At 62.5% G+C, this 23671-nt stretch carries 20 protein-coding genes; 12 read left to right on the top strand and 8 right to left on the bottom strand.

Annotated features, from left to right (window positions below; all coding sequences use genetic code 11):
• Window positions 1–18: 18 nt before the first annotated feature.
• A complete protein-coding gene (locus AC0J6G_RS15355) occupies window positions 19–957 on the bottom strand; it encodes a class I SAM-dependent methyltransferase (RefSeq protein WP_475249137.1) in 939 nt (312 codons plus the stop codon).
• 150 nt (window positions 958–1107) lie between these two features.
• Here AC0J6G_RS15355 and AC0J6G_RS15350 point away from each other — a divergent pair, with 150 nt between their 5' ends.
• The 3 genes from AC0J6G_RS15350 to AC0J6G_RS15340 all read left to right on the top strand — a co-directional run bounded on the left by AC0J6G_RS15350 (window position 1108) and on the right by AC0J6G_RS15340 (window position 3703).
• Window positions 1108–1710, top strand: a complete 603-nt coding sequence (locus AC0J6G_RS15350) for a nitroreductase family protein (protein ID WP_475249135.1) — start codon at window positions 1108–1110, stop codon at window positions 1708–1710.
• Window positions 1711–1862: 152 nt separating this feature from the next.
• Window positions 1863–3353, top strand: a complete 1491-nt coding sequence (locus AC0J6G_RS15345; protein ID WP_475249133.1) for a flavin-containing monooxygenase — start codon at window positions 1863–1865, stop codon at window positions 3351–3353.
• A 179-nt stretch (window positions 3354–3532) separates the two neighbouring features.
• Window positions 3533–3703 carry a hypothetical protein gene (locus AC0J6G_RS15340; protein ID WP_170048627.1) on the top strand — a complete coding sequence of 57 codons (171 nt, stop codon included), beginning with the start codon at window positions 3533–3535 and terminating at the stop codon, window positions 3701–3703.
• Window positions 3704–3801: 98 nt separating this feature from the next.
• Here AC0J6G_RS15340 and AC0J6G_RS15335 read toward each other — a convergent pair whose 3' ends face one another.
• Window positions 3802–4704 carry a LysR family transcriptional regulator gene (locus tag AC0J6G_RS15335; RefSeq protein ID WP_475249130.1) on the bottom strand — a complete coding sequence of 301 codons (903 nt, stop codon included), beginning with the start codon at window positions 4702–4704 and terminating at the stop codon, window positions 3802–3804.
• A gap of 120 nt (window positions 4705–4824) precedes the next feature.
• On the opposite strand from AC0J6G_RS15335, the gene AC0J6G_RS15330 reads away from it, so the two are divergent.
• The 4 genes from AC0J6G_RS15330 (at window position 4825) to AC0J6G_RS15315 (ending at window position 9556) form a co-directional block, all read left to right on the top strand.
• Window positions 4825–6063 carry a 3-hydroxyacyl-CoA dehydrogenase gene (locus AC0J6G_RS15330; protein ID WP_475249128.1) on the top strand — a complete coding sequence of 413 codons (1239 nt, stop codon included), beginning with the start codon at window positions 4825–4827 and terminating at the stop codon, window positions 6061–6063.
• The gene (locus AC0J6G_RS15325; RefSeq protein WP_475249126.1) at window positions 6060–7850 is read left to right on the top strand and encodes an acyl-CoA dehydrogenase C-terminal domain-containing protein; all 1791 of its coding nucleotides are present in this window, start codon (window positions 6060–6062) and stop codon (window positions 7848–7850) included. The genes AC0J6G_RS15330 and AC0J6G_RS15325 overlap by 4 nt, the downstream gene beginning before the upstream one ends.
• Window positions 7851–7920: 70 nt before the next feature.
• A complete protein-coding gene (locus tag AC0J6G_RS15320) occupies window positions 7921–9084 on the top strand; it encodes an iron-containing alcohol dehydrogenase (protein WP_475249124.1) in 1164 nt (387 codons plus the stop codon).
• Between the two features lie 28 nt (window positions 9085–9112).
• Window positions 9113–9556: an acyl-CoA thioesterase gene (locus tag AC0J6G_RS15315; protein ID WP_167143613.1), complete on the top strand. Its 444-nt coding sequence runs from the start codon at window positions 9113–9115 to the stop codon at window positions 9554–9556.
• 104 nt (window positions 9557–9660) lie between these two features.
• Here AC0J6G_RS15315 and AC0J6G_RS15310 read toward each other — a convergent pair whose 3' ends face one another.
• The 5 genes from AC0J6G_RS15310 to yrfG form a co-directional block, all read right to left on the bottom strand.
• A complete protein-coding gene (locus AC0J6G_RS15310) occupies window positions 9661–10086 on the bottom strand; it encodes a glycine zipper domain-containing protein (protein ID WP_090250346.1) in 426 nt (141 codons plus the stop codon).
• 143 nt (window positions 10087–10229) lie between these two features.
• Window positions 10230–12551, bottom strand: coding sequence for an FdhF/YdeP family oxidoreductase (locus tag AC0J6G_RS15305; RefSeq protein ID WP_475249121.1), 2322 nt, complete (start codon window positions 12549–12551; stop codon window positions 10230–10232).
• Entirely contained in the window at window positions 12548–13390 is an 843-nt protein-coding gene (fdhD, locus tag AC0J6G_RS15300) for a formate dehydrogenase accessory sulfurtransferase FdhD (RefSeq protein WP_475249119.1), read from the bottom strand. The genes AC0J6G_RS15305 and fdhD overlap by 4 nt, the downstream gene beginning before the upstream one ends.
• 120 nt (window positions 13391–13510) lie before the next feature.
• On the bottom strand, window positions 13511–14404 hold the full coding sequence (locus AC0J6G_RS15295) for a LysR family transcriptional regulator (protein ID WP_475249117.1): 894 nt from the start codon (window positions 14402–14404) through the stop codon (window positions 13511–13513).
• Between the two features lie 41 nt (window positions 14405–14445).
• The gene (gene yrfG / locus AC0J6G_RS15290; protein ID WP_475249115.1) at window positions 14446–15108 is read right to left on the bottom strand and encodes a GMP/IMP nucleotidase; all 663 of its coding nucleotides are present in this window, start codon (window positions 15106–15108) and stop codon (window positions 14446–14448) included.
• 133 nt (window positions 15109–15241) lie between these two features.
• Between yrfG and nudE the strand changes: the two genes are divergently transcribed.
• Window positions 15242–15808: an ADP compounds hydrolase NudE gene (gene nudE, locus AC0J6G_RS15285; protein WP_475249113.1), complete on the top strand. Its 567-nt coding sequence runs from the start codon at window positions 15242–15244 to the stop codon at window positions 15806–15808.
• Between the two features lie 20 nt (window positions 15809–15828).
• Window positions 15829–16650 (top strand): 3'(2'),5'-bisphosphate nucleotidase CysQ, encoded by an 822-nt coding sequence (gene cysQ, locus AC0J6G_RS15280; RefSeq protein ID WP_475249111.1) that lies wholly within the window; start codon window positions 15829–15831, stop codon window positions 16648–16650.
• 156 nt (window positions 16651–16806) lie between these two features.
• Here cysQ and AC0J6G_RS15275 read toward each other — a convergent pair whose 3' ends face one another.
• Window positions 16807–18717, bottom strand: coding sequence for a beta-ketoacyl synthase (locus tag AC0J6G_RS15275; protein ID WP_475249109.1), 1911 nt, complete (start codon window positions 18715–18717; stop codon window positions 16807–16809).
• Between the two features lie 241 nt (window positions 18718–18958).
• Here AC0J6G_RS15275 and AC0J6G_RS15270 point away from each other — a divergent pair, with 241 nt between their 5' ends.
• The 3 genes from AC0J6G_RS15270 to AC0J6G_RS15260 all read left to right on the top strand — a co-directional run bounded on the left by AC0J6G_RS15270 (window position 18959) and on the right by AC0J6G_RS15260 (window position 23502).
• A complete protein-coding gene (locus AC0J6G_RS15270; RefSeq protein ID WP_475249107.1) occupies window positions 18959–20608 on the top strand; it encodes an acyl-CoA synthetase in 1650 nt (549 codons plus the stop codon).
• Window positions 20609–20786: 178 nt separating this feature from the next.
• A complete protein-coding gene (locus AC0J6G_RS15265; RefSeq protein ID WP_475249105.1) occupies window positions 20787–21788 on the top strand; it encodes an extracellular solute-binding protein in 1002 nt (333 codons plus the stop codon).
• A 97-nt stretch (window positions 21789–21885) separates the two neighbouring features.
• A complete protein-coding gene (locus AC0J6G_RS15260) occupies window positions 21886–23502 on the top strand; it encodes an ABC transporter permease (RefSeq protein WP_475249103.1) in 1617 nt (538 codons plus the stop codon).
• Window positions 23503–23671: the final 169 nt, after the last annotated feature.

The following is a 23671-nucleotide window of genomic DNA, read 5'->3' as shown; positions in this document are numbered from 1 at the left end:
CCGCCACCCCGGCAGGCGCTAGCGTTGGCGAAATACCAACGCCTTTAACGCGCTGTCCGGCTGGCTGTCAGGGAATTCCGGGGGGTTGCTCAGGCGCTCACTAAACAGCAGGCTGGGCGCTTCGTTGGCCATGGCCTGGATTAGGTAATCGGGGCCGATTTCCGGTTCATTGCTGCAAGCCAGTACCACGCCATCGGCACTGAGTAACTCGGGCAGGCGGCGCAGCACCTTGGGGTAATCCTTGCTCAGCACAAAGCTGCCGCGCTGGAAGGACGGTGGGTCGATGATGATCAGATCATAAGGGCCGTACTTGGCCACCTTGCCCCAGGACTTGAACAGGTCGTGGCCAAGAAACACCACCTGGCTCAGGTCATGCTGGTTCAGCCGATGATTATCGCGACCACGGCTGAGCGCGGCCCTGGCCATGTCCAGGTTGACCACGTGCGTGGCGCCACCGGCCAGCGCCGCTACTGAGAAGCCGCAGGTGTAGGCAAACAGATTGAGCATACGCTTGCCCGCTGCCTGCGCCTGCACCCACTGACGGCCATGGCGCATGTCGAGGAACAGGCCGGTGTTCTGCTTTTTGCCCAGATCGAGCCGGTACTGCAGGCCGTGTTCGCAGATATCCCAGTGCTCTACCGGCTCGCCGAGCAGCCACTGTGTCGGGCTTTCCGGCAGATAGCGCTGTTGCAGCAACAGGCTATGCGCGCCGCTCTGTTGCCAGGCGGCGGATTGGCCGAGGTCGAGCAGCATCTGCTGCAGCGCGGCCAGTTCGGCATCGCTCACTGGCTTGAACAGCGCCACCAGCAGCACGCCTTGCAGCCAGTCCACGGTGATCTGCTCCAGCCCCGGCCAGCAGCGGCCACGGCCGTGAAGCAGGCGGCGGGTTTCCTGGGGGGCATTATCGAGGGCGACAAGCAGGTGCTGGTAAAGAGTGGCAAGCGCGGCTGGGGTCATGGGCATCATCAGTTTGGCGAGGGCGCGATTTTAGCAGGCGTCCGCCAAGAATCGTTTGCGTCGATCATTGTTATCGGTAAAGGCGTTTGGCATTGCCTTGCTTGGGTGCCTAGCATGAGGGCTTTCCAACCCCGTAGTGAAGGTCTCCACATGCATATCGACGAAGCCATTCGTAGCCGCCGCGCCGTTAAAGGCTATGACCCGGCATTTACCCTGAGTGACGCTGAGAAGGACGAGCTGCTGCAACTGGCCCTGCTCGCGCCATCGGCGTTCAATCTGCAGCACGTGCGTCTGGTTGAGGTCAGTGATGCGTCACTGCGTCAGCAATTGCGTGACGTGGCTTGGGGTCAGGCGCAGGTGACGGATGCCTCGATGCTGGTGGTGGTGTGCGCGCAGCTTGATAGCTGGCAGCAGAACGTCGGCCGCGTCTGGGACGGCGCGCCCGAGGACGTGCAGGCTTACATGGCCGGCGCCATTGACACCTACTACCGCGACAAACCGCAAGTGCAGCGCGATGAAACCATGCGCAGCTGCGGCCTGATGGCGCAAACCTTGATGCTCGCCGCACGCGGCAAGGGCCTGGACTCCTGCCCAATGGACGGCTTTGACTTCGACGCCGTGGCCAAACTGATCAACCTGCCGGATAACCATGTGATTGCCTTGATGGTCGCGGTCGGCAAGAAAACCCTCGAGCCCAAGCCGCGCATCGGCAAGTTGCCGTTTAACGAAGTGGTATTGCGTAACACCTTCTGACTACAGGCGGCTGCGGAGCGTCCTGCCCAATCTTTACCCATTCATGGCCTGAAGATGGGATGACAAAACTGCGGTTTACGGTGACTCTGGCAGGCATCACTGGCCGGCACATATTGGCCAGTGATGCATAACAAGAAGCCTAAGGAGCGCCCATGTCCGTCGAACACCTGGATGTCTTGATTATTGGCGCTGGCCTGTCTGGCGTCGGTGCGGCGTATCACCTGATGAAGCAGTGCCCGGGCAAACGCTTCGCCATCCTCGAAGGCCGCGCAGCACTGGGCGGCACCTGGGACCTGTTCCGTTATCCGGGCGTCCGCTCCGATTCGGACATGTTCACCCTCGGCTACAACTTCAAACCCTGGACCAACCCGCTGGCGATTGCTGACGGCCCGTCGATCCGCCGTTATATCGAGGAAACGGCGCAGGAAAACGGTATCCAGGAACATATCCGTTATCAGCACAAGGTACTCAAGGCCGACTGGTGCAGCGAGCACGCCACTTGGACCCTAGAGGTGCAGCGCGGTGATGAGCTTGAGCCGGTCAAACTGAGCTGCCAGCACCTATTGATGTGCACCGGCTATTACCGCTATGAGGCGGGCTACACCCCTGAATTCAAAGGCCGCGAGCAGTTTCAGGGTGAATTTATTCACCCGCAGCTGTGGCCGGAACACTTCGATTACAGCGGCAAAAACGTGGTGGTCATCGGCAGCGGTGCCACGGCCGTCACCCTGGTGCCAGCCATGGCCGAAAAGGCCAAGCACGTGACCATGCTGCAACGTTCGCCCACCTACGTGGTGAGCCTGCCGCAGGGCGATCCGATTTCCGCTTTCTTACGGCGTTTTTTGCCGGAAACCTGGGTCTATCGTCTGGCGCGCACCCGTAATGTGGCCATGCAGTTGAGCTTTTATAAGCTCTCCAAGGCGTGGCCCGGCTTGGTGCGCAAGGTCTTATTACGCCTGGCTAAGCGCCAGCTCGGCGCAGATTTCGACATGCGCCACTTCAGCCCGCGCTACAACCCCTGGGACGAACGAGTGTGCGCGGTGCCTGAGGGTGATCTGTTCAAGGTGTTGCGTGAGGGTAAGGCGTCGGTTGTGACCGAACATATCGATGGTTTTACCGCCAAGGGTATCCGCCTGAAAACCGGTGAGGAGTTGCCCGCAGATGTGATCATCAGTGCCACGGGCCTGGAGCTGCAGCTGTTTGGCGGCATGCAGGTGGCGGTCGATGGTGTGACCTTTGATGCGGCCAAGAGCATGGGCTATCGCGGCATCATGCTGCGCGACCTGCCGAATGCCGCCGTTGTGCTGGGTTACACCAATGCCAGCTGGACGCTTAAGGCCGACCTCTCCAGCGAATACTACTGCCGGCTGATCAACCATATGGACGCCACAGGTATGCGCCAGTGCACCCCGCGCGACACAGCGCGGCAGGTTAAGGACGCCCCCTTCCTTGGTCTGGCTTCCGGCTACATCAAGCGTGCCGCCGATAAAATCCCCAGCCAGGGTGATCGCGCGCCGTGGAAGCTCTATCAAAATTACCTGCTCGACCTGGCGCTGCTGCGTTACGGCAAGGTTGCGGACGGTTACCTGGCGTTCAGCTCACCGCAGGTCGGCGTGACTCATGCCAGGGCCACAGCAGTCTAAACTCAACATCACGGTAAGCCATTCGCCATGACCAAGCGGCAGGTTATGCCTACACCGAGGTGGCCACTTGCTACTTTGTGCATTTGCATTAAGCCGCTATGCTTCTGATCGGTTTCACGGATGAACAGCCGGGCGTGCCGGATTCGGGTTACAGAAAACGCTTTTAGAGGATGAATAGAATGGAATCACTTCAGCAGGAGCAACGCTACCTACCAGAGCTGCGCGCCCACATAGACAAGTTGCTGGCCAAAGGCTGGGTGATTGCCGATCGCAATCCGTTGACCCTGCAGTCCGGGCGCAAGACCTACATGGTGGTGCATGGCATGTTAATTGGGGATGCCGCGTTCTAAACCTCCCTCACCGTTTTCCCGGGCCGCTGCCGATCTAAATGATTGGCAGCGGCCTTTTTTATGCCGGTTCAATTTAGCGGTGCGAGTGAGCGCGTTGTTCAATGCGGCTGACCAATGATGCTGATTTGTTCAATCAGCCAGTGCAGCGCCGGGTCTCGCTGGCGCTGCGCCAGGCTGACGATTTCCAAATGAAATGCGCCGAGGGCGAACGGCAGCTCGAACAACTGCAGCGGCAGTAAGCTGGCGAAGTGGCGCGCCAGCTGGGTCGGCAGCACGGCAGCCAGTTCACTGCTGGCGACGATATGCGCGGCCTGCAGGTAATTGGGGGTGGTGTAGTGAATCTCCCTGCACAGGCCCTGTTCGCCCAGCCATTGGTCGACCATGCCGCGGGTCTGACCGCCGTGTACCCACAGATGACGCAGCTGCAGAAAAGTCGGCAGGTCCATCGGCTGGCTGGCCAGGGGATGGTCGCGGCGCAGCGCCAGTTGCAGGGTTTCGCTCATCCAGTGTTGGCGGGCAAAGCGCGCAGGGATGTCCTCGAAACGCCCCAGCACCAGGTCCAGCTCGCCTTTGTCCAGCGCTTCGGCCGGCAGGCTGGGGCTCAGGTGGCGGATGTCGATGCGCATGCCGGGTGCCTGCTGGCTGAGTTGTTCAAGCAGCCGTGGCATGCAGATCAGCTCGACATAGTCGGTGACGGCGATGCTGAAGTGCTGACGGCTGCTGGCCGGATCGAACACGTCGCCGGCACTGAGACTCTGTTCCAGTTGCTGCAGGGCCGCGCGGATCGGCGTTTCCAACGCCTGGGCGCGCGGCGTGGGCTGCATGCTGCGGCCCACCCGCACCAGCAGCGGGTCATCGAGCAGTTCGCGCAGGCGATTCAGTGCGTTGCTGACTGCCGGCTGGCTCAGGGCCAGGCGCTCGGCCGCGCGGGAAACGTTCTGCTCGCGCATCAGTGCATCGAACACGCGCAGCAGGTTGAGGTCGAAGGTAGAGAAATTCATCTGCTGAATACGACTTATCACAAGACTAAATTTCAAAAATAGTAGCGCCTTGCTTAAGGTGGCTGGCGAATTTTCTTTGCAGCACAGGCATTTCGTTCGGCACTAATTAGAGGAGTGGACATGAGCAAGGCATTCGAGGTTCGACAGGCCGCCGTGATCGGCGCGGGCACCATGGGTCGCGGTATCGTGATGAGCCTGGCCAACGCCGGTATTCAGGTGCTGTGGCTGGACAACAACCCGCAGATGCTCGAGCAGGCCATGCAGGTGGTGGCCGAGACCAATGCCCACAACCTCAAGCTGGGGCGGATCAGCGCCGAGCAGTCGGCCGCGCGCCTGGCCTGCGTCACCCCGGTGGGCGACTACGCCGCGCTGGCCGATGCTGATTTGGTGATCGAGGCGGTGTACGAGAACCTTGAACTCAAGCAGCAGATCTTCCGCACGCTCGACGCCACCCTGAAGCCAGGCGCCATTCTCGCCAGTAACACCTCGGCGCTGGATATCGACGCCATTGCCGCCGTGACCAAGCGCCCTGAGCAGGTACTGGGTCTGCACTTCTTCAGCCCGGCGCACATCATGAAGCTGCTGGAAATCGTTCGTGGCGCCAAGACTGCGCCGGCGGTATTGGACGCGGCGCTGGCCCTGGGTCAGCGTATCGGCAAGGTCAGCGTGGTGGCGGGTAACTGCGACGGTTTTATCGGCAACCGCATGCTGCACACCTATGTGCGCGAGGCGCGCATGCTGCTGCTCGAAGGCGCTTATCCGCATCAGGTCGACGCCGCGCTGCAGGGCTTTGGTTTTGCCATGGGCCCGTTCCGTATGTATGACGTGGTCGGCATCGACCTGGAATGGCGCGCCCGCGAGCTGGCCGGCAAGGGCCAGGATGATCCGGCAGTGCAGGTGGATAACCGCCTGTACGGCCTTGGTCGTTTCGGCCAGAAGGCGCGCATGGGCTATTACCGCTACGCCGAAGGCAGCCGCCAGGCCGAGCATGATCCCGAAGTGGATGCCTTGGTGCTGCAGGTATCCGAACAGCTGGGTTTTGTCCGCCGCGAGATCGGTCCCGAGGAAATCCGCGAACGCTGCCTGCTGGCGCTGGTGAACGAGGGCGCGAAGATCCTCGAAGAGAATATCGCCGCCAACAGCCACGACATCGATCTGGTTTACCTCAACGGCTACGGCTTCCCCGCCGACAAAGGCGGGCCGATGAGCTGGGCGGATAGCCAGGGTGTGGCGGCGATTGATGACCGTTTGAAGGCGCTGCAGGCGGCGTTCGGTGAGCACTGGCTGCCGGCACACCTGATTGAAAAGCTGGCCAACAGTGGCCAGCGTCTCGCAGATGTGCAGGAGGGCCGGGTATGAGTTATCAGGCTCCGCTGCGCGATATGCGCTTTGTGCTGCACGAGCTGTTCGATATCAGCGACCACTGCCAGCTGCTCGGCAACGGCCTTGATCGCGAGCTGATTGACGGCGTGCTGGAAGAGGGCGCGCGTTACGCCGCCGAGGTGGTGGCGCCGCTGAATCGCAACAGTGATGAGCAAGGTTGCCAGCTGAGCGAAGGCCAGGTGCGCACGCCGGACGGCTTCGCCGAGGCTTATCAGCAGTATGTCGATAACGGCTGGGCGAGTATGACCGGGCCCAGCGAATACGGCGGCCAGGCGCTGCCACAGATGCTCGCGTGCAACTTTCACGAGATGCTGATGGGCGCCTCGCTGTCGTTCCGCGTGTATTCCGGGCTCACCGAAGGCGCGGTGCTGGCGCTGTACAAACACGGCAGCGAGTCGCTGAAAAACACCTACTTGCACAAGCTGGTCAGTGGCCAATGGACCGGCACCATGTGCCTGACCGAACCGCAGGCCGGCACCGATCTGGCCCTGCTGCGCACCAAGGCCGAGCCGCAAGCGGACGGCAGCTTCAAAGTCAGCGGCAGCAAGATCTTTATCAGCGGCGGCGAGCAGAACCTGTCGGAAAACATCATCCATCTGGTGCTGGCGCGCCTGCCGGACGCGCCAGCCGGGGTGAAGGGTATCAGCCTGCTGCTGGTGCCGAAGTTTATCGCCGCCGCCGATGGTACGCCGGGTGAGCGCAACGCGCTGTCCTGCGGTGCCATCGAGCACAAGATGGGCATCAAGGGCGCCTCCACCTGCGTGATGAACTTCGACGGCGCCACCGGCTGGCTGATCGGCGAGGCCAACCAGGGCCTGGCCTGCATGTTCACCATGATGAACGACGCGCGCTTTCAGGTCGGTTTGCAGGGCTTAGGGATAGGCGAGGCGGCGTTCCAGGGTGCGCTGCGCTATGCCCGCGAGCGTTTGCAGTCGCGCGCCCTGAGTGGGGCAGCGGAGCCGGGCAAGGCGGCTGATCCGATCATCGTGCATCCCGATGTGCGGCGCATGCTGCTGATCCAGAAGAGCCTGGTCGAAGGCAGCCGCATGCTCGCTGTCTACTGCGCGCGTCAGCTTGATCTGGAGCACGCTCACCCGGACGCCGCCGCGCGCAAGGCCGCCCGCAAGCGCGCGGCGCTGCTGATTCCGATCGTCAAAGCCTTCTTTACCGATATGGGCCAGGAAGTCGCCAGCCATGCGGTGCAGGTGTATGGCGGTCACGGCTTTATCCGCGAATGGGGCATCGAGCAGCTGATGCGCGACAGCCGCATTACCCAGTTGTATGAGGGCACCAACGGCATTCAGGCGCTGGACTATATCCGCCGCAAGGTGCTCGGTGACGGCGGTGCGGAACTGTCGGCGCTGCAGGCCGAGTTCAGCGAGCTGTGCGACGCTCAGGTTGGCCGTCCGGCATTGGCCGAGATGGCCAAGAGCGTGCAGGCGCGCCTGGGCGAATGGCGCGAGCTGAGCAGCGCAGTGATTGCCGCCAGTCAGCGCGATGTGCAGGAGATCGGCGCGGTGTCGGTGGATTTCCTCCAGTATTCGGCTTATGTGCTGCTGGCCGGTTTCTGGCTGCAGGCGGCGGCGCGGGCGCAGGATGCCCTGGAGGCGGGCAGCGGCGAAGCCGCGTTCTACCAGGCCAAGTTGCAGTCCGCCGACTTCTACCTGCGCCGGGTGTTGCCACGTGCCAGCGCCCATCGCGAGTCCCTGCTGGGCGGTGCCGACTGCCTGATGGCCATGGATGAGGCGAGTTTCGCCTTCTGACCGAAGCGCGTAGCGTGGGTGCAAGCCACGCTGCGGCGCGCGCCAATCATTACAACAAGAGGATCACCCCATGCTGCCCTTTAGCTTTGCCACCACGGCGCAGATTTTGTGCGAGATCGGCGCCTCCCAGCGTTTGGCCGAGCTGTGCCGCGAGCGCGGCGCGCAACGGGTGCTGATTGTCACCGATCCGGGTATCAGTAAGCTCGGCTTGCTGGCGGATGTGCTGCCAGGCTTTGCCCGCGCCGAACTGATGGTCGAGGTGTTCGATCAGGTGGTCGCCGACCCGCCCGAGGCGATTCTGCTGGCGGCGGTGGAACAGGCCCGGGCGCTTAAGGCACAGCTGATCGTTGGCTTTGGCGGCGGCAGTTCGATGGACGTGGCCAAGCTGGTGGCGCTGCTAGCCCATCCCGAGTGCGGCCAGGAGCTGGTGCAGATTTACGGCGTCGGCAATGCCCGAGGCCAGCGCCTGCCGCTGATTCTGGTGCCGACCACCGCGGGCACCGGTTCGGAAGTCACGCAGATTTCCATTATCACCACCGGCGAAACCACCAAGATGGGCGTGGTCTCGCCGCTGTTACTGCCGGACCTGGCGCTTCTCGATGCCGAGCTGACCCTTGGCCTGCCGCCGGCGGTCACCGCCGCTACCGGTATCGATGCCATGGTGCATGCCATCGAGGCCTACACCAGCGCGCTGAAAAAGAATCCGCTGTCCGACCTGCTGGCCCGCGAAGCGTTGCGCCTGCTGGCAGCCAATCTGGATGAAGTGGTGCACAACGGCGGCAACCGCGAGGCGCGTCAGGCCATGTTGCTGGGCTCCTGCCTGGCCGGCCAGGCGTTTGCCAACGCGCCGGTGGCGGCGGTGCATGCGCTGGCTTATCCGCTGGGCGGGCATTTCCATATTCCCCACGGCCTGTCCAATGCTCTGGTGCTGCCGCATGTGCTGGGTTTCAACGGCAATGCGGCCGCGCCGCTGTATGCCGAGTTGGCGCCGCTGGTGCTGGGCGATCAGCTGCGCGCCGGCAGCGTATTGCAGCAGACCGAGCAGTTTATTGGCGCACTGGCCGATTTCAGTGTGCGCAGCGGCCTGCCGACACGCCTGCGTGATGCCGGGGTGCCGCAGGACATGCTGCCGACTCTGGCCCGCGATGCCATGCAGCAACAGCGCCTGCTGGTAAATAACCCGCGGGAAATGACCGAGGCCCATGCCCTGGCCATCTATCAGGTGGCTTATTAAGCCGCTTCGCCAACCTCAAGGACTCCCGATGAGCCAACCCCAGCACCTGCGCAGCGATTACCGGCATTTCCAGCCGATCACCACGCGCTGGCATGACAATGACGTCTACGGTCACGTCAACAACGTTACCTACTACAGCTTCTTCGACAGTGCGGTGAACACCTACCTGATCGAAGTTGGCGGCCTGGATATCCATCACGGCGAGGTGGTCGGTTTTGTGGTCAGCTCCAGCTGCGACTACTTCGCTTCCATCGCCTTCCCCGAACGCATAGAGATCGGCCTGCGCGTCGGCAAGCTGGGCAACAGTTCGGTGCAGTACGAGTTGGCCGTGTTCAAGGCCGATGAAGACGAAGCTTGTGCGGCCGGACGCTTTGTCCACGTCTTCGTCGACCGCAGCAGCAACCGCCCGGTAAGCATCCCCGAGAACCTGCGCGCGGCCCTGACGGTGCTGCTGATGGAACCAGCTGCGTAGACGGCGCTTTAGCGGCGAGCGATAGGCTGCAGTAGCGGTTAAAGCACGTGCCACAAAAGCAAAAAGCCGCTGTTAGGCGGCTTTTTGGTGTCAGCACTCGGCACTTAGTGATGTTTATGCTTTTTATGCTTCTTGTGTTTCTTGCCGTTGTAGTGGCCGCGATCACGTTCGCTGCCGCCGGCGTATTCATTGGCCAGCGCGCCACCGGCTGCGCCGCCCAGGCCGGCGCCGATCGTTGAACCGGTGCTGCCGCCGACCTTGTTACCCAGTACCGAGCCACCGGCTGCACCCAGGCCGCCGCCCAATGCGGCTTCGGTCTTGTTACCGTCGCGTGCGGTAATGACGCCACCTGCCGCGCCACCTAGGCCTGCACCAATCGCCGCGCCGGTGCTGCCACCGACTTGTTGACCGATTACGTTGCCCAGGGCACCACCAATACCGCCGCCGATGGCGACCTTGCCGGTATCGCCCGCCAGGGCCAGGGGCGAAGCCAGGGCGCTGAATACCAGCGCAGAAAATAATGTACGCATACGGCAGACCTTCTCGATTGAACAGGGTGCGGACCTAGGCCTTTGTTTTTAAAGGATGATTTATCCGCGCACAGTCTTAGAGGGCGTTTCGCTGAAAAATTCCCTGCCGCTGGTCGCCGCTGTGATCGCCGCCACACATTCGCTTAAAGAATGCGCGCAGTGGCCTGATGGGTCTGCAAGCGGATGGCTACGTATTTCGAGGTTGGGGTAAAGCTGCCCGTGCCGAAACTCTGCAACGGCACCAGGGGGTTGGCCTCCGGGTAGTAGGCGGCGGCCTGGCCAGCTGGAATGTCGAAAGCCAGCAGGGTAAAGCCAGCAACCTTGCGCTCGATGCCGTCATCCCAAATGGACTGGATATCGACCTGCTGCCCCGGCTGAAAACCCAGGCGAAGGATGTCCGCTTCATTGACGAACAGCACCTGGCGCTGACCTTTGACCCCACGGTAGCGGTCATCCAGACCATAGATGGTGGTGTTGTACTGATCGTGGGAGCGCAGGGTCTGCAGGATCAGGTCCGGCGTTTGCCCGGTGCTGCGCACCTGCGGCGGTAGCAGGTCGGCGGGCAGCGGGTTGGCTTTGAAGTTGGCCTTGTGGCTGGCGGTCAGCCAGCGGCGCTCGGCGGCGGGGTTACCCAGATAGAAACCCCCGGGGTGTTGCAGGCGCTGGTTGAAGTCACTGAAACCGGGAATGGTCTCGGCAATCAGCTCGCGGATGCGCCGGTAATCGGCAATCAGCGCGTCCCAGTCCACCGGATGGTTACCCAGGGTGGCCTTGGCGATACCGGCAATGATCGCCGGCTCCGAACGCATCTGCGCCGACAGCGGTTCGAGCTGGCCATAGGAAGCGTGGATCATGCTGAACGAGTCTTCCACGGTTACCGCCTGTGGGCCGCCAGCTTGGTGGTCGATGTCGGTACGTCCGAGGCACGGCAAAATCAGCGCGTCGGCTCCGGTGGTCAGGTGGCTGCGGTTGAGCTTGGTGCTGATTTGCACGGTCAGCGCGCAGCGGCTTAGCGCGGCATGGCTGCGCGGGCTGTCCGGGGTGGCTTGGGCAAAGTTGCCACCCAAACCGATAAACACCGTGGCCTGGCCATCGAGCATGGCGTTGATCGCCTCGACGGTGTTGTGGCCCTGCGCGCGCGGCACCTGGAAGTTAAAGCGCTGCTCCAGCGCATCGAGAAAGGCCGCCGACGGGCGCTCATTGATGCCCATGGTGCGGTCGCCCTGCACGTTGCTGTGGCCGCGCACCGGGCACAGGCCGGCGCCGGGGCGGCCGAGGTTGCCGCGCAGCAGTTGCAGATTGACGATTTCCTGAATGGTCGCCACCGAGTTGTGGTGCTGGGTGATGCCCATGGCCCAGCAGATGATCACCCGCTCGGCGCGGCGGTAGAGCAGGGCGGCATGCTTCAGCTCATTCAGGCTCAGGCCGGATTGCTCGACCAGCGAATCCCAACTGCTGGCATCCAGCAGCGTTAAATAGTCGTCCACGCCGTGGGTGTGTTCCGCAATAAAGGCCAGGTCGAACACCGCCGGTTCGCCTTGGGCCAGCGCTTCGCGGTGCCATTGCAGGAGGAACTTGGCCATGCCGCGCAGGGCGGCTAAATCGCCGCCCAAGGCCGGGCGGAAGAACGCGGTGTTGAGCGGTTCGGAGCCGTTGCTGAGCATCTCCAGCGCATGTTGCGGGTGCTGAAAACGCTCCAGGCCGCGCTCTTTCAGTGGGTTAAAACACACCACCTGCGCGCCGCGCTTGACCGCCTCGCGCAGCGGTTCAAGCATGCGCGGGTGGTTGGTGCCGGGGTTCTGCCCGAGCACGAAGATCGCATCGCTGTGCTCAAAATCGGCGAAGGTCACGCTGCCCTTGCCGACGCCCACGCTCTGGCCGAGGGCCACGCCGCTGGCTTCGTGGCACATGTTCGAGCAGTCGGGGAAGTTGTTGCTGCCAAAGGCGCGGACGAACAGCTGATACAGGTAGGCCGCTTCGTTGCTGGCGCGGCCGGAGGTGTAGAACTCGGCCTGATTGGGACTTTCCAGCTGGTTCAGATGTTCGGCGATCAGGGCAAAGGCGGCGTCCCAACTGATCGCTTGGTAGTGATCGCTGGCGGCGTCATAGCGCATCGGTTCGGTCAGGCGGCCCTGGTATTCCAGCCAGTAATCGCTTTGCTCGCGCAGTTGGCTGACGCTGTAGCGGGCGAAGAAAGCCGCGTCCACCCGGCGTTTGGTGGCTTCCCAGTTGACCGCTTTGGCGCCGTTCTCGCAGAACTTGATGTGGCCGTCTTCCGGTGAATCACCCCAGGCGCAGCCGGGGCAGTCGAAGCCGCCGTGCTGGTTGGTTTTGAGCAGGGCACGCAGGTTTTTGAAGGGTTGCTTACTGTCCAGCCAGAAGTGCGTCACGCTGCGCAGCGCGCCCCAGCCAGCGGCAGCGCCGGTGTAAGGTTTATAGCGTGGCTTGATCGGTTGCAGGCTCATGGCTGGACGACTCCGGGCGCGGCCGGGCTGTAAACCCGTGGCGCGCTGTGCTGGGGCAAGTGAATCAGATTGAGGTTGTGCTGGCGTGCCCACTGCACGCTCAGGGTGGTCGGCGCGGACAGGCTGACTAACGTACTGATGCCGGCGCGCAAGGCCTTGTGGATCAGTTCCAGGCTGCAGCGGCTGGTGACCACGGCAAAGCCCTGACGCGGGTCTTCAGCGTTCCGTTGCAGGGCTCCAAGCAGCTTGTCGAGGGCGTTATGCCGACCGATGTCTTCGCGGCAGAGCTGGATGGCCCCATTTGTATCCACAAACAGCGCGGCGTGTACCGCACCGCTGTGCCTGGCCATGGTTTGCACGGCCTGAATCCGCGTGCGCAAACCTTGCAGATGGGCGGCTGCTGGTAGCGGACTGGGCGTGAGGCTTTGCAATTGCGGCAGCGCTTGTTCCAGCGCCTCCACCCCGCACAGTCCGCAGCCGCTGTTACCTGCCAGGGTGCGCCGCTGCTGCTTGAGCGCCCAGAAGGCGCGGTTGCTGACCTGCACCTCGGCGCTGATGGCGCTGTCGTGCTGTTGCAGGCAAATATCGTAGACCTCATCGAAGCTGTCGATCAGGCCGGCGCTGAGGCTGAAGCCGTAGATAAAGTCTTCAAGGTCGCTGGGCGAGACCATCATCACGCTGTGGCTGATGCCGTTGTAGCTGATCGCCAGCGCCGTTTCGCTGGCCAGCGCGGCAGCGCCATCCTGTTGTGCGTCCGCCAGTTCGATGTAGCTGTAAGTGGGCGCTGGCAGCAGTATCGGAGCGGAATCTTTAGCGATGGTCGGGGCGTGACGTGGCATGAGCAGGCTTCCCGGCAGCGAGGCAATAGCGCCAGCCTAGGCCGCTCTAACGGGTGCGTCTAATCGCTGTTGCCGATCTAGTGATCGACAGCATCTATCAAGGCTTAAAGCCTGGGCCTTTCAGCCAGTCGCGCCTGGTAAAAGTTTGTGCGCTTCGGCAAAGCAGGCCTCGGCCAGGGCTGAGCGCGGCGCGCTGCGGCGCAGGATCAGGCTCAGCGGGGCGAGGGTGTGGGCGTCTTCAATCGGCGTTAAAGCAAGGTGTTCTGTGAACTCGGCCAGGCCGCCGTTGAGCGGCATGATCGCGCAACACAGCCCGGCGCTGACCGCTTGCAGCAGTTGATGCACGGCATCGGTTTCCAACCGTGGGCTGGGCGTCAGGCCACGGGAGCGGAAGCTGTGGTCGATGGACTGGCGAAAATGCATACCGGCCGAGAGCAGGCCCAGCGGCAGGTCAATCAGGCTTTCCCAGCGCAGCGCCGGGTCGGTGAACTGAAAATGTCGACGGTCATGTAGCAAGCCCATGCGCGTTTCCGCCAGCTCCAGGCTGTCGAAATGTTCCGGGTTGAGGCGGTCGAGATAGGACAGGCCAAGGTCGAGCTGATTGCGCCCCAGGCGTTCGAGTATTTCCTCGCTGCTCAGGGCAAACAACTGAAAGCGCAGCCCGGCATGCTGCTCAGCGAAAAACTGCACCAGGCGCATGGGATCGAAACCGGCCAGTGGCACCACGCCCAAACGCAAGGTGCCGACCAGTTGCCCACGGCAGGCTGCTGCTTCGGCATACAGCCCGTCATGTGCGGCCATCAGGCTGCGCGCCCAGGCCAGAATACGCTCGCCCTCGGCACTGAACCCTTCGAAGCGTTGGCCACGGCGCACCAGCTCCAGCCCCAGTTCGTCCTCCAACTGACGCAAGCGCATCGACAGGGTTGGCTGGGTGATGTGGCAACGCGCGGCGGCCTGGCCGAAGTGGCGGGTTTCATCCAGGGCGATGAGGAACTTCAGCTGTTTGATATCCATGATGCATCCTCAACGTCCTGGGGCGGCCAACGGGTGTGAGGTTAAAGCCCTTGCACCAGTGCGCGGTAGTCCTCGACGGCTGCAAATTCCTCGGTGTCTTTCGGCCCCGCCTGACTGTCCGGCTGGCGCACGGCAAGCAGGTGGCCGATGCCAAAGCGTCCGGCGCTGCGCAGGATCGGCAGGCTGTCATCGATAAACAGGCTGCGCGCCGGATCGAAGCTGATGTCCTGCTGCAGGGCGTGCCAGAACTGCTGGTCTTCCTTGGGGAAGCCATAGTCGTGGGAGCTGATCAGCCGGTCGAAGTAGGGCGCCAGTTCGATGCGTTCCAGCTTTAACGACAGCGAATCGCGGTGCGCGTTGGTGATCATGACCACCTGCTTACCGGCCTGGCGCAGCGCTTGGATAAAGGTGTCAGCGTCCGGGCGCAGGGCGATCAGGTGCGCGACTTCGCGCTTGAGGTCGCGGATCGACAGGTTCAGCTCGCGGCTCCAGAAATCCGTGCAGTACCAGTTGAGCGTGCCGGCGTGCTCGCGAAACAGCGGCAGCAGTTCGGCTTCGGCCAGCGCGCGGCTGACACCGTGGTGCTCGGCATAGCGCTGCGGCAGGTGCTGCAACCAGAAGTGGTTGTCGAAGTGCAGGTCGAGCAGGGTGCCGTCCATATCCAGCAGGACGGTGTCGATGGCGTTCCAGGGCAAGGCAGGCATGCGCAGTTCTTCTGGTAGATGCGCAGGCGGTCGCGATTTGCGCCGCAGGCGTCGTGATCGCGCAATCTCCTACGCAGATAATAGGAAAAGCCGCGCTATGATAACCCGCTATGTCCTGCCCAGGAGCCGCCCCATGCGTCAGAAACCCACCGTACTCGCTCGCGAAATTGTCGCCAGCAGCCGCCTGTTCCGCGTTGAGGAGCTGCAACTGCGCTTCAGCAACGGCGTGGAACGCACCTACGAGCGGCTGGTGGGCAAGGGTTCCGGCTATGGCGCGGTGATGGTGGTGGCGATGGTCGATGCCGAGCATGCGCTGCTGGTCGAGGAATACTGCGGCGGCACCGATGACTATCAGCTGTCGCTACCCAAAGGGCTGATCGAGCCGGGTGAGGACGTGCTGGACGCGGCCAACCGCGAGCTGAAAGAAGAAGCCGGCTTTGGTGCGCACAAGCTTGAGTTGCTGGCCGAGCTGAGCCTGTCACCGGGTTATATGAGCCAGAAAATTCAGGTGGTGCTGGCCTCGGATCTCTATGAAGAACGCCTGCCGGGCGATGAGCCGGAGCCGATGCGCGTCGACCAGACCAGCCTGCGCGAGCTGTCGAGCCTGATCCAACACCCACAATTCACCGAAGGTCGCGCCCTCGCTGCGCTTTACCTGGCCCGCGATGTACTGACTCAGCGTGGGGTTTTCAAGGGATGAGCCAAGCCATGAGCCAAACCATGCCCCATCCCCTTATTCCCGCTGTGATTGAACTGGTGCGCCAGGCTGGCGCGGCAACATTGCCGCATTGGCGCGCCGATGTGACGGTGAATGAAAAAGCCGATGCGTCGCCGGTCACGGCTGCCGACATGGCCGCGCACCATATTCTTAATGACGGCCTGCTGGCCTTGGCGGCTGACATTCCGGTGCTGTCCGAAGAGGCGGCCGATATTGCCCTGAGCACCCGTACGCAGTGGTCGCGCTGGTGGCTGGTTGATCCGCTGGATGGCACCAAGGAATTTATCGCTGGCTCCGAAGAGTTCACCGTCAACGTCGCGTTGATCGAACAGGGTCGCGTGGTGTTTGGCGTGGTGGGCATTCCGGCCACCGGTCAGTGTTATTACGGCGGTGCCGGTCTTGGTGCTTGGCGCGCTGATGCGGCGGGCAAGGCTGAGCCGATTCGTGTGCGTCTGGCCCCACAGGAGGCCTTTACTCTGGTGGCCAGCCGCCGTCACTCCAGCCCAGCGCAGGAAGCGTTGTTGACCGGCTTGAGCGAGCGTTTTGGTGATCTGCAACTGGCCAATGTCGGCAGCTCGCTGAAGTTCTGCCAGCTGGCTGAAGGCAATGCCGATTGCTACCCGCGTTTGGCGCCGACCTCGCAGTGGGATACCGCCGCTGCGCAGGGCGTGCTGGAAGGTGCCGGTGGTGAAGTGCTGACGCTCAAGGGCGAGGCGCTGACCTATGAGGCGCGCGAGTCCTTGCTCAATCCGTATTTTCTTGCGCTGCCAGCGGCCGCCGCCTGGCGCGCCGAGCTGATTCAGCTGGCCCGCGCCTTGGACTGAGAGGCGAGCCAGCCGCGACCTTGCTGGCCCCGTCGCGGCTAAAGCCCCTCTCACAGACCGCCGCGCACGCCAGCGTCACCTCGTGGGAGGCGTTTTAGCGGCGAAGGCCGACGCGAGTAGGGTGGATGTCGTCGCCTACATCCACCCGCCGCTCACTCAGCCGAGCATATCGCTGTAACGCTCATCCTTCTTGAACATCAGCGGCTGGGCGAAGCCCGGCACGCTGATCTGTTCGGCGCTGATCTCGATTTGCTGATCGTCGATCATGTCCTGGCCGAAGTTGTAGATGATCCCCAACTCGCCGAGCAGCGCTTGCGCATCGTACGCCTGAGCGGCAGTGCGCGTGGCTTCGCGGCGCTGCAGGTAGGCGGCAAAGGCCGTTTCGCCATGGCGTTTGCGCAGCATGCGTTCGGCCACGTGCGGGGCGAGCAGCAGGGCGCTGGCGTTGTTGCCGCCAAAGCCCTTGGAGTTGATCACGCACAGGTCCAGTTGTTCGGGTGCGCGGGTGCGGTCAGTGGTGGCAAAGCTCAGGTGTTGTTGGTGCACGTCGTCGGCCACGGCGTCGATGGTCTTCAGCCCCGGAATAATCCCGTACTTGAAGCTGCCCAGGGCCGAGATCAGCTGATCACCGCTGGCGCTGGCCAATGAGTGGCCGACAAAGGCTTTTACGGCGGTCACCGGCCATTGTTCGATGGCGAAGGCGGCTGCCACGCGGTCGAGTATTTCCGATTCGGTCACCCGGTTGGCCGGGGTGCTGGAGCCGTGGGCATGGACGAAGCTGCGTTCGCGCACTGCATCAATGCCCAGCAGTTGCACGGCGCTGGCCACGGCTTTGGCCACGGTCAGGTAGTTGCCGGGGCCGGGGGCGGAAATGGATTTTTTGAAGCCGTCGGCGTTGATAAATACATCCGGCACCGCGCCGTGGATGTCTGCGCCCAACTCCAGCGCCAGTTCGTCATCCATCAGCACCACGAACTGGCAGGCCTCGGCCAGGGTGAAGCCGCAGTTCTGACCAAACGGGCGGCTGGCGCGGCGGAAATCAACGGTCTCGTTGCCTTCGATCTGGCGTAGGCCGTCTTCGGTGGCCAGCGCGCCCATGGCGCCGTAACCCTCGATGCATTCCTGCGTGATCGGCGCTTCGCTATTGCCGACTATTACTACCCGCGCTTTGCCGGCACCGATCAGCTCGATGCCTTTTTGCAGGTTGTAAAGGAAGGTGGCGCAGGCTCCGGTGACGCTGCCGGTGGTGCCGACGCTGCCCAGCACGTAGGCGTTGATAAAATCCGCCGGCATGGTGTTGAGGCCCAGCGCCAACTGCTTGGCGGTGACACGGCCGCCCTTGAGGCGCGACTGCATCAGGCCGCCGAAGCCGTTTTCATCCAGCTGGCTCATGACGCTACCGGCAAACACCGCGACTTCATCGGGGGCCACGTGCTGCATGATGGTTTGCCACTCGATACCGGTGGCGCGCAGGGCATCGGTAACGCCGACGATGGTCATGGCCAGGCCGCGCGGGTGAAAGCGCGCGTTGTACAGCTCGCTCGGTTCGAAACCGGTGGGCAGTTGGCCAGCGGATTTCACCGGCAGGGCGCGGTAGCTGTCGACCTTGAATTCGCAGTTGTCGTGCAGGGTCACCAGCACTTCGCTGGCGTTCAACTCGTCCACTGTCCAGTCGCTCGGCAGCGGCTCGGGCAGGTGCTTGCGCAGGGTGATAAAGCTCAGCGGCTGACCGGCGGTGGCGCTGATGTCGATGGTCTTCTGCCAGTGCGCGGCGTCGACATCCAGGTGCTGCTTCTCGATACGGCGCACCAAGGTCGAGGCGAGAATCTGCTCGGCGAAGCGGCTGTCGATCTCGGCCAGGCTCAACACGGCGCCTTGGTCATCCTGATAATGCCCATCGACGGCAGTGACCAGCTTCATCATCACTGCCAGGCCCGCCAGCGTTTGTTGGCGCGCGGCTGTGTCCATCGACTCGATCACGGTGCGACGGAAGCCATGGTGGAAGGAGCTGCGCCCGGCTGCGTTATAGCCACCAAAACCAACGATCACAGGTAAGCGTGAGGTCACTCGATCACTCCTTCAAAAAATGACTTGTAGACAAGCGCAGATGAGGCTGTGACGGCTTGTCGTGCTGGCGGAGCGCTCTAGGACGGCGATTGCGCCGCATCAAGTGCTCAGCATGGCGTTTGAATGCCTATGCTGACGTGATTGCTGACTTGCAAGTCACGGTTTCGACCAAGGTAGCGCATCCTTAAAACCCTGCCACTGATATGGTTTCTCCAGCCCAAGGTCCTGCTGGAGAACAACAATGCACAGCGTTAATCCTTACGAATACGGCATGCCGCGCGATGCGGCGAACTTTCAAGCGCTCAGCCCGCTGAGCTTTCTTGAGCGCGCCGCCAGCGTCTACCCGCAGCGCCTGGCGCTGATTAACGGCAGCCTGCGGCAGACCTGGGGCGAAACCTATAGCCGCAGTATTCGTTTGGCCTCGGCCTTGGCCGAGCGCGGCATCGGTTTGGGCGATACAGTGGCGGTGATCGCGCCCAACGGTCCGGCGATGTTTGAAGCGCATTTTGGTGTGCCGATGTGCGGTGCGGTGCTGAATGCCATCAACACCCGTCTGGATGCCGAAGCCATCGCGTTTATCCTGCAGCACGGCGAAGCCAAGGTGCTGCTGGTGGACAAGGAGTTTGGTGAGCTGGCCCAGCGCGTGGTCGGCCATTTGCCGCAACCGCCACTGGTGATTGGCATCGACGACCCGGAATATGCCGAGGGTCTGCTGATCGGTCAGCTGGATTACGAGGCGCTGCTCGCCGAAGGCGATCCTGATTATGCCTGGCAGTTGCCGGCCGATGAGTGGCAGGCGATCTCCCTTAATTACACCTCGGGCACCACCGGTAATCCCAAGGGCGTTGTTTATCACCACCGTGGCGCGCACCTGAATGCGCTGTCCAACGCCATGTGCTGGGACATGAGCCGCTTCCCGGTGTACCTGTGGACGTTGCCGATGTTCCACTGCAACGGCTGGTGTTTCCCCTGGGCGCTGGCGGCCTATGTGGGGGTTAATGTGTGCCTGCGCCATGTGCGCGCCGAGGCCATCTACCCGTTGATTGCCGAGCATGGTGTTGACCACTTCTGTGGTGCACCCATCGTGCTGAATATGCTGGCCAACGCCGATGAAGCGCTGAAAGCACTGAAAACCCAGCCGGTCAAAGTGCTCACCGCCGGCGCCGCACCACCGGCGGCGGTGATCGAAGCCATGGAAGCCCTGGAGTTCCGCGTTACCCACGTCTACGGCTTGACCGAAACCTACGGTCCCAGCGTGGCCTGCGAGTGGAAAAGCGAGTGGGACAGCGAAACCCCTGAGCAGCGCGCGCGGCTCAAATCCCGTCAGGGTGTGCGCGCGCCGTTGCTCGACGGCCTGATGGTCGCCGACCCCGATACCCTGCAGCCGGTGCCGAAAGACGGCCAGACCATCGGCGAAATCATGATGCGCGGCAACGTGGTGATGAAGGGCTACCTGAAAAACCCCTCAGCCACCGCCGAAGCCTTTGCCGGCGGTTGGTTCCACTCCGGCGACTTGGCCGTGTGGCATGCCGACGGTTATGTGGAGATCAAGGACCGCAGCAAGGACATCATCATTTCCGGCGGTGAGAATATTTCCTCGATTGAGGTGGAGGACGTGCTGTATCGCCACCCACTGATTTTGGAAGCGGCTGTGGTGGCCATGGCTCACGCCAAATGGGGCGAGACGCCCTGCGCTTTTGTCACCCTCAAGCCCGGCGCCGAGCTGGCCACGGAGGAGGTGATTGCCTTCTGTCAGCAGCGTCTGGCGCGCTTCAAGGTGCCGGGTTGCGTGGTGTTTACCAGCCTGCCGAAAACCAGCACCGGCAAGGTGCAGAAGTTTGTGCTGCGCGAGCAGGCCAAGGCCCTCGCCGCAGAGCAAGCGGTGGCTTGAGGCTGAGCGCCGATTTGCCGCGGCACATTCGGTTGCGGCCTCTTTACTTCAAACCCTCGCCAGCAGAGGAGGGTTTGAAGGCGCTTGTTACAGGTTTGCGCGGATAACGAGTTGAGAAACTAAATGCCATTCACTACTATTTGGCAACTTTACTCGTCTATATCAAGAGGCTGTCTACATGCAGGTAAGTAAGCGTCTGTTAGCCGCACTTTCTCTCACGGCGTTAGCCGGTACAGTGCAAGCCGCTGATGAAGTGGTGGTTTATTCCTCGCGTATCGACGAGCTGATCAAGCCGGTGTTCGATGCCTACACCGCCAAGACTGGGGTCAAGGTCAAGTTCATCACCGACAAGGAAGCGCCGCTGATCGCCCGCCTAAAAGCCGAAGGGGCTAACACGCCGGCGGATCTGCTGATTACCGTGGATGCCGGCAACCTCTGGCAAGCCGAGCAGGAAGGCGTGCTGCAGCCAACTAAATCCGATGTGATCGCCGCCAATATCCCGGCTCAGTATCGTTCCAGCACCGACAGCTGGACCGGCCTGTCGCTGCGTGCACGGACCATCTTCTACTCCACCGAGCGGGTTAAGCCGAGCGAGTTGAGCACTTACGAAGCCCTGGCCGATGCGAACTGGGAAGGCCGCCTGTGCCTGCGTACCAGCAAAAAGGTCTACAACCAGTCCCTGACCGCCACCCTGATCGAAACCCATGGCGCGGCCAAGACCGAAGAAATCGTCAAAGGCTGGGTCAACAACCTGGCCACCGACGTATTCGCTGATGACACCGCGCTGCTGCAGGCCATCGACGCCGGTCAGTGCGACGTCGGCATCACCAACACCTACTATTACGGCCGCCTGCACCAGCAGCAGCCGGATCTGAAAGTGAAGCCATTCTGGCCTAACCAGAATGACCGTGGCGTGCACGTCAACCTCGCCGGTGCTGGTGTGACCAAGCACGCGCCAAATGCTGCACAAGCCAAGAAACTGCTGGAGTGGATGACCACGGCCGAAGCGCAAACCATCTTCGCTGGCGTTAACCAAGAGTTCCCCGCCAACCCGGCCGTAGAGCCTTCTGCCGAAGTGGCTGCCTGGGGTACTTTCAAGGCTGATACCATCGCCACCGAAGTTGCAGGCAAGCGTCAGGCCGAAGCGACCATGTTGATGGATCGCGCTGGCTGGAACTGATTCAGTTTCAGCGCAACGCTGCCGTTATACTCGACGCCCCGGCCTAGCCCGGGGCGTTGTGTTTTCGCTGTTGAGCAAACTGTTTTGAGGATTTAGCGTGGCCCATCCCGCCCAGCGCCGCTGGTACCCCATCGCCTTCGCTGTTGCTTTGCTGGTGCTGCTGCCATTGAGCGTGTTGCTGTTCAGCTGGCATGAGATCGACCAGGAAATCTGGGCGCACCTCTGGCAAACCCAGCTGCCGCGCCTGCTTGGTAATACCTTAGCGCTGGTCTTGGGAGTGGGCGTTGGGGTGACGCTGTTGGGCGTTAGCCTGGCTTGGCTCACCAGCTTGTGTGAGTTTCCGGGGCGGCGCTGGTTGGACTGGGCGCTGATGCTGCCATTTGCCATCCCAGCCTATGTGTTGGCATTTGTCTTTGTGGGATTGCTGGATTTTGCCGGCCCGCTGCAAACCCTGCTGCGCGAGTGGTTCGGCAGCGGCGTGCGCTTCCCGCGGGTGCGCTCCACCGGCGGAGTGATCATCGTTCTGGTGCTGGTGTTTTATCCCTATGTTTACCTGCTGGCGCGCAACGCTTTTCTGGCCCAGGGTAAAGGCTTGATGGAAGCGGCGCGTGTGCTTGGCCTCAGCCCTTGGCGGGCATTCTGGCGCGTGGCCCTGCCGATGGCGCGGCCAGCCATTGGTGCCGGCTTGGCGCTGGCGATCATGGAAACCCTGGCGGATTTCGGTGCGGTGTCGGTGTTTAACTTCGACACCTTCACCACCGCCATCTACAAAACCTGGTACAGCTTTTACAGCCTGACCAGTGCCACCCAGCTGGCCAGCCTGCTGCTGCTGGCCGTGATGCTGGTGCTGTACGGCGAGCGCCGTGCCCGTGGTGCGGTGCGCCCGACCAATGAACGGCCGCGCGGCAAAGCGCTGTACCACCTCAAAGGCGGCAAAGCGCTGGCCGCCAGTGCGTGGTGTGGGCTGGTGTTCGCCTGCGGGTTTGTCATCCCGGTGCTGCAGCTGATCGTCTGGTTCTGGCAGCGCGGGCGCTTCGATCTGGACGAGCGCTACAGCGCGCTGATCCTGCACACCCTCTACTTAGGCGCGCTGGCTGCGCTGATCACCGTTAGCGTGGCCTTGCTGCTGGCCTTCGCCCGGCGCCTGGCGCCAACCCGGCTGATGCGCTCCACCGTTGGCTTGGCCAACCTCGGCTACGCCTTGCCCGGTTCGATGCTGGCGGTGGCGATCATGCTGGCGTTCAGTTACCTGGACCGTGAGCTGGTGATTCCACTGTCCACGTGGCTGGGCGGTGCGGGCAAACCGATCCTGCTCGGTAGCCTCTCGGCGCTGCTGCTGGCTTACTTGGTGCGCTTTATGGCGGTGGCCTACGGGCCGTTGGAAAATAGCCTGGCGCGCATTCGTCCGTCTCTGCCCGAAGCCTCGCGCAGTTTGGGTGTGGGCGGTGTAGGGCTGTTCTTCAAGGTGTACCTGCCTTTACTGGTACCGGGTGCATTGTCGGCGGCGCTGTTGGTGTTCGTTGATGTGCTCAAAGAAATGCCAGCGACCCTGCTGATGCGGCCTTTTGGCTGGGACACGCTGTCGGTGCGGGTGTTTGAAATGACCAGTGAAGGCGAGTGGGCGCGCGCGGCCTTGCCGGCCTTGACCCTGGTGCTGGTAGGGCTATTGCCGGTGATTCTGCTGATCCGCCGCTCGGCGCGTCGCCTTGGCTAGCCAGCGGCCGTTATGCGCCAGGCAGCTGCGTTGGGATGACCGCCCCCGGTGTTGCGGCTACAATGCGCGCCATTCGCAGCGGCCCAGCACTTTATAGCCCGCATTTGCGCCCTGTTTTCAGGGCGCTGCCGGGTTGCCGCTGCACTGCCCAGCCCGCAAGGAGACACTC

This window comes from Pseudomonas sp. TS_SC_3 (assembly GCF_056156225.1).
Note: the sequence above shows the minus strand (reverse complement) of the source record. Positions and strands in the feature narration are given on the sequence as shown.